Below are 10,209 nucleotides of genomic sequence, written 5' to 3'. Positions count from 1 at the left end.
GTATGAAGCTTGAAAGTATCCGCACCTTTTTATCAACGCTACAAGAATACCGCGGTGTGCGCATCACCCAAACTTTTAATTCCCCAGAGGGAAAAAGTTTGACTGTGACATGCGAACCGAGCACCGGGGCGTTTGTCATCCGTGATTTGGACAGGGCTGAAACTTGGCTGCACCAATCGATCGAAGATGCCGAAACGTTTATCGTCCACTACCTACAACTAGAAACAACAACTGTTAACGCTTGAACTTCGTGTTCAAGCGTTTTTTTATATGAGAAAATCGATCGTATATATTAAAGGCATTGCTTACAATTCAGGTAATAGTATTTTGAAGGGGAGGCGCGGAGATGAAAAAATGGATAGGGCTCATGACGCTCATATTCCTGCTTGCGGCATGCGGCAAGCAGGAATATGAGACGATTGCGATTGAAGAGATCGAAGCAAAACAGCAAGAGGGTTATCAAGTGATCGATGTACGGGAGCCGCTTGAATATGAGCAGGCGCATATTGTCGGAGCGGAAAACGTGCCGCTGAGCGGGCTACGGGAAGCGCAATTTCCGGGGCTGTCGACAGATGAGCAGTATGTGGTGATCTGCCAGACGGGCAACCGTTCCCAAGAAGCGAGTGCGATTTTACATGAGGCGGGGTATAAGGTTGTAAATGTGTCGGAAGGCATGTCGACGTGGGAAGGCGATGTAGAGTAAGAGCCGCTTTTTTGGGGCTTTTTTTTAATATGTAGAAATTGGAAAGGGTTGAGATTGCGCTCCTGGCGGAAGCTTGCCGGGGGGTGGGCGTCGAGCCCTTGTGGCTTCGCCACTTTGGTCTCGCCAGTCCCACGCGCCCCCCAGGCGTCACCGCCATGCGCTCCATCTCTAAATTATAATTAGTAAAACGATCTTCACTTTTTATACACCTAAACGTCAAAAATATAGCGCTCTTAACAAGAAGTAATGTTCATATTAGTAGGTTTTAGTCAGACATATGAGTATAGAATTGGATCCGTTTCGTTCCATCCATCCATCTAACTAAATAACTAACTAATGAAGTCTTTAAGGAGCCGAGCGCATACGGGCTAGCCGGAGCAATGAGGTAAGTGTTCTTCTTTGTTCATTGTGAGAGGCATACCAAAGTATGGCTGCGATTATTTGAAGAGTATATCTCTAGAACATATATGCAATTTACCTTTTCAAACCTAAAAGGGATGATTGAAGCCATGGATACAAAAAAGCGCAGCTCAATGGCTGCGTTTTTTGCTATTCGACCGTTTTTCCAAAGCGTTTTTGCGTGCTCGATAGTCTATAGAAGAAGGGCATAAGCAGCGAAATGAGCGGCATGTAGATGAGGAACACTAAAACGATAGTCAGCCACCCTGCATCTTGATAGGTACGTAAATAAGATGTTAAGAAAACAAAAGGCATCGTAAATAACATCGTAGTCAGGAAGCCTGATTTGCCGGAAACGTATTGGTTTTTATGGCAATTCGGACATTCCTTCTTTCCTTTAAAGCTGAGCTGCATCATGTCGCCCCAGCTCCATTTAAAGTCGCAGTTTTGGCAATGTGCCATGAAAGAACTCCTTCCTGAATCACTCCAGTTTTCTTACCAGAGCGGTTTTTGTTCGTTGGAAAGCTTGATGGTATAAGGCAAGATGCTGAGCATGCTGAGAATGTGCAACACGGAAAGCGTGATGAAAATCGGCATCGGGAACTCGAGGAAGCTATTAAAAATAATCAAGGTCAGCAACGGGAGAAACAGCAATACGTAGATTTTCGGGCTGAAGTTCGGAGTGATGTATTGCCTTGATCCACATGTGTCGCATCGTTTGCTTCCTTTAAAGCCGATTTTCAGAGTTTCGGCCCAGCTCCATTCAGCACCACAGTTTTGGCAGATCGGCAAGGTGTTCATGATCGATCTCCTTTCTCGTTCAACAACAGTAGCAGGTTAATAATCATATACCCTACATTTTTCGGGAAACCCAAAAATATGGAAAAAAAACACAAAATTCCTTCTGCACAGATAAAAATGCTGCAGGAACTTCTTCTAGCATGGCGTTTGAACAGCTTTGGTTAGTGGCTAAATCTTAAGTTAGATTCAATTGATTTTCGAATTCAGATAACGACTCTTAATTGCGTTTTTTGGTGTTCGATAGCTTGTAGAAAAAAGGCCAATGTCCCGAAAGCCATGAAGACGATGAACGCCCCAATCGCCAGCGGCCAGCTGAAACCGAAATCGGTCGTGAGGTAGGAGTACAGCAGCACCAGCGGAAAAGCAGCAAGAAAAGCCGACAGGTAATTCGATACGCTCAATACATATTGGTCTTTCTGGCAGTTCAGGCAAGGCATCTTTCCTTTGAGCGCACCTTTGATCACATCGCTCCATGTCCATTTGATTCCGCAATTTTGGCAATGTGGCATCGGTTTTCTCCTTCTTGATATGTCTTCATTGAGAACGAACCCTCTTTTATTTTAAAGAATAGCTTATTTTCAGTAATAATGAATGAATTTTAAAAAATTCTATTGACTACAATCACTGAAGTTTTTCATCGATCAACAACTCCGGGCACCGCTCCTTCAGTTCTGCTATAAATGCATCCTGGTCTGTCGGTGAGATTTTTATCGTGCTGAACATTGTCTTATTATTGGTGAGTTCCAGTGCATCGCGCGCCGACAACAAGCGGTAGCCGGTGAAAATGTTGCGTGTCGGGGAAACTTTCAAGATGTCGTTGTAAGGAATGCGGCTTCTAAAAGGGCCGCCTTTAACGAATAGATGATCCTTGTGAAAAATGTATTGTATATCGAAAATAGTCCAAAGGATAAAACCTGTAGTTACAAAGAAAATGGCCATTAAGATCAGCATTTCAGAAAACTGAACATCTTCAAGAAATAGCGGGACAATAGTAGCCGCTGCAATTAACAGGATCGCCGCCGAGATAGAACCGATAAAAGGAGCATCCATTTTTGAACGGAAAATCATATGTTTCGTCACCTCCACTATAGTTTACGGACAACTGCGATGAAAGGTTCACTTTTTTAGCTATTCTTTATAAGAAGCAATCACAATCTATGCAGAGAAGCTTGCTAGTTACCCCACAGCCGAGCACAAAGCATGCCCAAAACCTGGTTGCGGTTAAATTGATAATAAAAGTAAAGCGAATCCGATGTCACACCCTTAAGTTATGCTTATAAACGCCAACAAATCAATCCTCTTAACCGAAACAGCACGTGTAAGCGCCTTTCTTAACCTTGCTTTAACCTTATTAAATTAAGCTATGGCTATAAAGCGAGAAGATAGGGGGAGTGACATGAAACGAATAAAGAATGAAGTGAAGCTTGCGCTGCTCATCGCGGCGAGCGGCGCCGGGATGCTTTCACTTAATGCAGCATCAGCTTATGCGCAATACCAAGAGCTTGTCGGGCTGCCGGATGGCGTAGTGGCGAGCGATTTGGCCGTACATGACAAACAACTAGTAGCGGTGCTGGTAAAGCGTTCGGAAGCGCAAGCGGTCGTCGGCTATAACTTACAAGGCGGGGAACTTTGGCGCAAACCGCTCAACGGTGCACATTATGCGATTGGCGACGGGGCGTTTGCGGTCGTTTCTGAAAATACAGTGGCGGTGCATTCTCTCGAAGACGGAGAAGAAACCGTCACGTTTTCACTTGCCGATGAATTCCGCATGAGCGGTTCAGGTGCCAGTATCGAAATCGAATCGGGCCACTTGCTCATCACCGGCAATCTCGGTTCACGCCTAAGGGTCTATCAACTCAATGGAACGCTAGTGGCAGACGTTTCGGGGGGCACTATCCGCCAAGCGAATATTTCAAGCGAATATTTGGTGTATTTCGATGGTACAGTTCTTCAGGGGCGTCTACTGAGTGGAGGCCAGGTATGGCGCTCGAAGGATGTATTAGCACCTTATGTGCTGGGACAAGATGGCATCATTTATTATGTAAAAGCGCCGACAGAAGACATGGACACACTGGTCTTGGTCGCGCGTTCGCTCAAGCAGGAAAAAGTGCTTTACGAAACGGCGTTGCTGGCCGCAGAAGAAATGGTGTTGTCCGGTGTCGATAGCGAGGGAGTGATCGCCGAAATGGTAGCTAGCGGTGAATGGGTATTTTTCGACGCACAAGGTGAGGAGCGTATGCGCAAACCGGTCCGCTCGGCTGCTTTTAAGGCAATGGAACACCGCTACCGCCCTGTTTTCACACAAACTGAACTCGGGCTTGAGAATCAATGGAATCATCAATTATTGGTGCTCGGTGAAAAAGGGACGAGTGCACTCGGCAATCCGTATCAGCTCGGGGCGATTGACGTCGTTTCCAAAGACGGCGGATTCCAGAAAGTGCTGGAGCATGCGGTCGAAGCGGCCGCACTCTATCCGTCAGGCGCTGCGGCAGTGCTCGGCGGTGAAAAATTGAAGTTTTACGATCCGAAAGGCAATCCAATCAAGGCCGAAACCGTACCGGACGGCAGCGAGGACTTGCTGTTGTCGAATGGGGCCTTATATGTCTATGGCGGTAGCGGCATCGCGTCGGTAATGGATGAGCCCGAACCGAAAGCGGCGGCAGTCGAGAAAATCAGCAGTGCCGACCCTTATGAAACGGCAGTGTTGTTATCGGCGGCTGTCTGGGATTCAGCTGACACGATTGTGCTGGCCACCGGTGAATCTTTTGCTGATGCCTTGTCTGGCGTACCCCTAGCCTATCAAGAAGGCGGTCCGTTGCTGTTTACTAGGCAAGACGGTTTGAATGACCAGATGAAAGCGGAAATCGAGCGGCTCGGTGCAACAAACGCTATCGTTCTTGGCAGCAAATCAGCTATTTCGGATGAGCAGCTGGAGGAACTTGAGGCAATCGGGGTGTCGAGTGAACGCATCGGAGGGGAAAACCGCTACGCGACGGCGGCTCTTGTTGCCGAGCAGATGGATGCTGACGGGGCGATCATCGCGGACGGATTGGCGTTTAAAGATGTTTCCCAAGCATCGGTTTTTGCCGCTCGGCACGGTTATCCGATCTTATTGGCTAAAGACAGCAAGATGCCTAGTGAAACGAGTCGTGCGATGTCAGGGCGCAGCGATATCGTGTTGGCTGGTGATGATTTAAGCTTGAAGTCGCGTGCCGACGCCGAGCAGCCGCAGACATTGGCGGTGATCGCCCCTGCGTCGAGCTTTACGGATGCTTTATTAGCAGCAACTGCAGCCGCCAAGCGCAACGGCACATTGTATTTGGTTGAAGACAGTGGCATGACGGACAAGCTGGTCGAACAGCTTGCAGAGTATGAATCATTTCTGATTGTCGACTCGCTTGGTCTGATGGATGCCCAAGTTGTGCGTACACTCGAGGCGCTTGTCGATTAAGCGCTGTGCGCTATAATAGAGAGATGACTGCTTGAAAAGGATTTTGTACATGAAAAAATTAAGCTGGGCCTGGTTATGGCCAATCGTATGGATGGCGTTGATCTTTTATTTGTCCCATCAGCCGGCGGGCGTCTCGAGCGGCATCAGCTCCAGTTTGGCGCGGCATTTATTTGATGTGGTGGCACCGATTGTCCCGGTGGAGTTTGAAACGATTCATACTTTGTTGCGGAAAAATGCACATTTCTTGGCGTATTTCGTTCTGTCGATTTTGCTCGTCCGTGCTTTGCGAAAAAGCGGTGTGGGACTCGCACGTGCCATCATCTGGGCATTTGTCGGCAGTAGTTTGTATGCTGTGACGGATGAAGTGCATCAATTGTTTATTCCCGGGCGCAGCGGTGAATTGCGCGATGTCTTGATCGATAGCGCAGGAGCGGCAACGGGGCTCTTCGTCTACGGGATCGTTTCGCGAATGGAGTGGAAACAGCAGAAAAAGGCCAGTGCACATCAGTGACTGGCCTTTTTGCTTGCCGCGAGGGTGGTTTTTGGAACCGCAGAACGGGAATAGGAGGAGCAGGAGGTGGATCATTTTGAAAAACAAATTGAAGGATAAAGAAGAAAAGTTCGCCATCAGCAGTGAATACCGTGAAAATCTCAAGCAGACGATCCAAGTATTGCAAGAGCAAGTCGACATCACCGAGCAGTTTGAAGAAGATAAGGACATCGATGCGATGAAAGGGAAAATCGGGGATCTCGTCGCAAAGCACGAGCAACTCGATGAGCAATCGCATCGTTTGTCGAAGCTGTTATTGGATATATAAGCCTGGTGCCGCAGCGTTTTCTGATCTATTCAGGAAATTTGCGGTTTTTTTGCGGCAAATAATAAATGGAAGAATATGTTTTTAACTTATTTTCTTCCAAAAATTATGTGCCCAATGCCATTTCCTGCTAAACTTAGGACAACGAGTAGAGCGGGGTGTTTATATGGAAGAAATCTTTTTTTATTTCCTCGAAAATATGGCGCTGATCATCGCGATGATGTATCTCGGTCTGAAAGCGCGCGAATATTGGATGCCGAAGCTGGCAGAATCGAACAAAGGGCCGATGTTGAATGGCATTTTGATCGGTTTATTGGCGTTCGCCATTATGTACAATCCGTTTTTTTATGAAGGGATGCGCCTCGATTTACGCGAAGTGCCGCTTTATTTCATCGGCTTTATCGGCGGCTGGATACCCGGAATCATCGCGATGATTGTTCCGCTTGCCTACCGCATTTACATGGGTGGGCCGACAGTGTGGCTCGGAGTGGGACAGGCGATTTTGCTGCCGGTCTTTATCGGTGCGCTGTTTCACAACCGCAAAAGGCTGCGGACGCCTTTTGCATTGGTCGATATTCCTCGCTTGATGGCGGGGTTGCTGGTCTTCGAATTGATTAAATCAATCAGCATGGTCATCACAACGCCTGCGACGCCCGGTCTTGCAGCGATCATGGCATTGATGGCGGCCATCGGCGTACTGGCGCTCGGCTGGATTGTCAACGATGCACACCGGAATATTTTACGCTGGAAAACGCTGGAACATCAGTCGATGCATGACACGCTGACCGGATTGCCGAATTTGCGATTTTTCCATGAACGGGTGCGCGATTTGAAATACCGAGGAGTGCCACTGGCGATTGTCATGATGGACGTCGATTCGTTCAAAAACTATAACGATACGCATGGCCATCCTGCAGGAGACGAAGTGCTCAGAACAATCGGGCGCTTGATGAAGGAAGCGGCGCGCCCGGATGATATCGTCGCTCGTTACGGCGGCGAGGAGTTCATCCTGTGCTTTACCGGTGTCGAAGATGAGGCAGAAGCATTCGTATTGGCGGACGCATTACGCGAACGCATCGAAAGTCATGATTTTTACGGAGCCGAGAGCCAACCTACTGGGCGCTTAACAGTGTCACTCGGTGTCGGCATTTCTGAGCCGGTCAAACCGATTGATGAGCTGATCGAACGTGCGGACCAAGCACTGTATCAATCGAAAAGATCCGGGCGCAATCAAGTAACGGTGGCCAAAAGTGAAGATGAATCCGAGGTTGGGCACGAATACCAAATGAATCGGTGACACATTATGCTGAAGCGGTCCTTGAGGCCGTTTCGGTTTTTTTATAGAAAGAAGTTAGCGATGGCATTCTGAACAACGCGTATAGGCGAGCGGATCTCTTCGCCGTTCTATATGCTGTTTCAAGCTTGTAGTTGACATGCAAAAAAGCTAACCCAAATGGCGGGTTAGCTTTTTGTCAGTTCTTCGCCGATTTATAGTCGTTATACCAAGGAACGACAGTATGATCGACGTATTGATGGAAAAACCATTCGCCGGCGGACAGGACAACTGCGCAGATGAGCGCCGGCACGGCCATAGCGGCCAGTTCTCCGGTGAGCAACCAGCCGACGAGCCAGATTATGGCGACGGCCATAAACAAATCGCTGACGGTAGCGATCGTATTGCGGCCGTATTGGTTTTCAGGTTTCCCAGCGTTCAGGAAGATGAGCATGTCGCCGGTCGCATACGACAGCGCAGTGAGCGCTAGGCTGATGAGCAACGTATGCAGCAAGCTGACGTCGAATGCCCAGGTCAGAACGACGAGCAGGACGATGGTGATCATGGCGAACTTGATGGCAAGCGCGATGAGGTGCTTCACGATATTCCTCCTCCAATAAGAAGTTGTGTTAGGGATGTTTACCCTGTTCTTGGTGATTTTATGCAACGGAAACTAGGGAATACGGTAGAGGAGAGTCGTCTGATAAAATAGTTTCAGCTTATTTCTTACTAAATAAACCATTCTTTTTTGATTATGGTAATATTATGTAAAAAAGCAGAAAAGGGCGTTTTAATGTGGGGAAACTAAAATCGGCCGGAAAGTTTATCATCGGCCAATGGGATTATGCCTTGTTTGTGTTGTTATTGCTTGGGAAAGTGTATTATTTCTCGGAAGTGAGCGGGAATCTCTTTACGACGTTGGGACCGGTTGCATACGCTAAGGAATTTACCGCCTGGCTATTCGGTGCAGAAAGTGAGCAGATTTTTGACGGGGTGCTGATGATCAGCATCGGCACGGTGTTGTTGTGCACGTTTTGGCTATTGCTGCTGAGCGGCCGCAAGCGCTTGTTGTGGATGGCGATCACCAATATCGTGCTCAGTTTCATCATTTTAGCGGATTCCGTGTATTTCCGTTATTTCGAAGACATCATTTCGGTGACGGTGCTCATGCAAATGGGCCAAGTGGGGGACGTTGGGGACAGCATTCTCGCATTGTTCCGTTTGAGCGATGCGCTGCTTGTGGTCGATGTGCTGCTGATGGCGGTCTTGCTTATCGTCATGGCGCGCAAGAAAGTCGTCATCAACAAGACATCCCCATGGGCGAAAGTCGGTACCGCGCTGTTGGTGTTGGTGATCGGCTGGCAGATGACTGCTGTGCCGTTCAATAAATCAATGGAAAACGGCGGCGAATGGCAGTTCAATAAATTGATTTCCAATATGCGTGTCTATAATTTTACCGGCTTGCTTGGCTTCCATAGCGCCAATATTACGCGCTATGTGGAGGATAACCTCATCAACCGCAAAGTGTATAGCGCAGATGAAATATCAGCGGCTGAAGACTGGTTTGCCGAGCGCAACGCCGACCGCGCGCCGGGCCCTTATAGCGGCGCGGCAACTGGTGACAATATCATCGTCTTGCAAGTCGAGGCGCTGCAGCAGTTTGTCATCAATGCCGAAGTGAACGGCCAGGAAATCACGCCGAACTTGAACCGTTTGATCCGAGAAGGTTTGTACTTCCCGAACTTCTACGAACAGACGGCGCTCGGCCGGACTTCGGATGCCGAATTTTTGTTGAATACGTCCTTGTACCCGACAGCGGAAGGCTCTGCATACATGCTGTATGCAGAAAACAGCTATGACGCATTGCCGGCGATCTTGCAAGAAAAAGGCTATCAGACGAATGTGTTTCATCCTTACAAGCCGAGCTTCTGGAACCGCTACATCATTTATCCGCAGCTTGGCATCGACCGCTTCTACAGTGAAGGCGACTTCGACGAAGCGGAAGTGATCGGCTGGGCAATCAACGATGAAGCCTTGCTCGAGCAGTCTTTAGCTGAAATGGAAACGATGGAACAGCCGTTTTATTCGCACATCGTCACGTTGACGAGCCATCACCCGTTCGAGATGCCGGAGCGGTTGCAAGCGCTCGACACAGACGGCTATAACGGCTATCACGACCGTCATTTTCGCAATTACTTGCAGTCGATTCACTATGTCGATGGGGCAATCGGCAAGTTTGTCGATGCTCTTGAACAAAAAGGCATGCTCGACAATACGATGCTGGCCATTTACGGCGACCATAGCACAGGCATGACCTCCGATACCGAAGCATTTATCCGCTTCACCGGTGCGCAAGATCCATTTGATTATTTCGAGACCAATAAAAACGTTCCGCTTATCTTGAATATTCCTGGCGTTGAGCCGAATCAATTCAGCCAAGTGGCTAGCCAGCTCGACTTGGCCCCGACTTTGCTCGATATTCTCGGGGGCGATCCATCGGCGCATCATTTTATCGGACGTGATATGTGGGATACAGATGAAAGCCAGGCAACCTTCCGCGACGGGTCATTCATCACGAACGAACTGACGTATATCGCTTCTTCCGATGGCATCGATGAAAACGGCAGCTGCTATTGGCGCATGACGGGCGAATTGATGGGCGTCGAAGCGTGCGAAGAACCGCGCGTAAACGGCGCGAAGGAATTGGAAATATCCGATGACATGCTGCGCGGCAATTTGCTTGAGAAATTCAATCGCGAACCTTAAG

General features: G+C 48.5%; 12 protein-coding genes. 7 read left to right on the top strand and 5 right to left on the bottom strand.

From position 1 onward, the window contains the following. The first annotated feature begins 2 nt into the window (after positions 1 to 2). Positions 3 to 245 (top strand): hypothetical protein, encoded by a 243-nt coding sequence (locus ACFO5U_RS08365; protein WP_377278356.1) that lies wholly within the window; start codon positions 3 to 5, stop codon positions 243 to 245. 101 nt (positions 246 to 346) lie between these two features. Further along, on the top strand, positions 347 to 703 hold the full coding sequence (locus tag ACFO5U_RS08360; protein WP_377278355.1) for a rhodanese-like domain-containing protein: 357 nt from the start codon (positions 347 to 349) through the stop codon (positions 701 to 703). A 549-nt stretch (positions 704 to 1,252) separates the two neighbouring features. Here the strand turns inward: ACFO5U_RS08360 and ACFO5U_RS08355 are convergent. The 4 genes from ACFO5U_RS08355 to ACFO5U_RS08340 form a co-directional block, all read right to left on the bottom strand. Then, positions 1,253 to 1,564, bottom strand: a complete 312-nt coding sequence (locus tag ACFO5U_RS08355) for a TIGR04104 family putative zinc finger protein (RefSeq protein ID WP_377278353.1) — start codon at positions 1,562 to 1,564, stop codon at positions 1,253 to 1,255. A gap of 33 nt (positions 1,565 to 1,597) precedes the next feature. Continuing rightward, positions 1,598 to 1,903 (bottom strand): TIGR04104 family putative zinc finger protein, encoded by a 306-nt coding sequence (locus ACFO5U_RS08350; protein WP_377278351.1) that lies wholly within the window; start codon positions 1,901 to 1,903, stop codon positions 1,598 to 1,600. A gap of 203 nt (positions 1,904 to 2,106) precedes the next feature. Beyond that, positions 2,107 to 2,412, bottom strand: a complete 306-nt coding sequence (locus tag ACFO5U_RS08345) for a TIGR04104 family putative zinc finger protein (protein WP_377278349.1) — start codon at positions 2,410 to 2,412, stop codon at positions 2,107 to 2,109. 112 nt (positions 2,413 to 2,524) lie between these two features. After that, complete coding sequence (locus ACFO5U_RS08340; RefSeq protein WP_377278347.1) at positions 2,525 to 2,971, bottom strand: PH domain-containing protein; 447 nt, start codon at positions 2,969 to 2,971, stop codon at positions 2,525 to 2,527. 328 nt (positions 2,972 to 3,299) lie between these two features. Between ACFO5U_RS08340 and ACFO5U_RS08335 the strand changes: the two genes are divergently transcribed. From ACFO5U_RS08335 to ACFO5U_RS08320, 4 genes are all read left to right on the top strand, one after another. Further along, positions 3,300 to 5,354: a cell wall-binding repeat-containing protein gene (locus ACFO5U_RS08335; RefSeq protein WP_377278345.1), complete on the top strand. Its 2,055-nt coding sequence runs from the start codon at positions 3,300 to 3,302 to the stop codon at positions 5,352 to 5,354. A gap of 49 nt (positions 5,355 to 5,403) precedes the next feature. Further along, entirely contained in the window at positions 5,404 to 5,865 is a 462-nt protein-coding gene (locus ACFO5U_RS08330; RefSeq protein ID WP_377278344.1) for a VanZ family protein, read from the top strand. Between the two features lie 76 nt (positions 5,866 to 5,941). Beyond that, positions 5,942 to 6,172, top strand: coding sequence for a hypothetical protein (locus tag ACFO5U_RS08325; RefSeq protein WP_377278342.1), 231 nt, complete (start codon positions 5,942 to 5,944; stop codon positions 6,170 to 6,172). Positions 6,173 to 6,335: 163 nt separating this feature from the next. Beyond that, complete coding sequence (locus ACFO5U_RS08320) at positions 6,336 to 7,466, top strand: diguanylate cyclase (RefSeq protein WP_377278340.1); 1,131 nt, start codon at positions 6,336 to 6,338, stop codon at positions 7,464 to 7,466. Positions 7,467 to 7,641: 175 nt separating this feature from the next. Here the strand turns inward: ACFO5U_RS08320 and ACFO5U_RS08315 are convergent, their stop codons facing one another. Beyond that, positions 7,642 to 8,043: a DUF2512 family protein gene (locus tag ACFO5U_RS08315; RefSeq protein ID WP_377278339.1), complete on the bottom strand. Its 402-nt coding sequence runs from the start codon at positions 8,041 to 8,043 to the stop codon at positions 7,642 to 7,644. Between the two features lie 194 nt (positions 8,044 to 8,237). Here ACFO5U_RS08315 and ACFO5U_RS08310 point away from each other — a divergent pair, with 194 nt between their 5' ends. Beyond that, positions 8,238 to 10,208, top strand: a complete 1,971-nt coding sequence (locus tag ACFO5U_RS08310; RefSeq protein ID WP_377278338.1) for an LTA synthase family protein — start codon at positions 8,238 to 8,240, stop codon at positions 10,206 to 10,208. The last annotated feature ends 1 nt before the right edge of the window (position 10,209 follow it).

It is taken from the genome of Planococcus dechangensis (assembly GCF_042654465.1).
Taxonomy (GTDB): domain Bacteria; phylum Bacillota; class Bacilli; order Bacillales_A; family Planococcaceae; genus Planococcus; species Planococcus dechangensis.
Note: the sequence above shows the minus strand (reverse complement) of the source record. Positions and strands in the feature narration are given on the sequence as shown.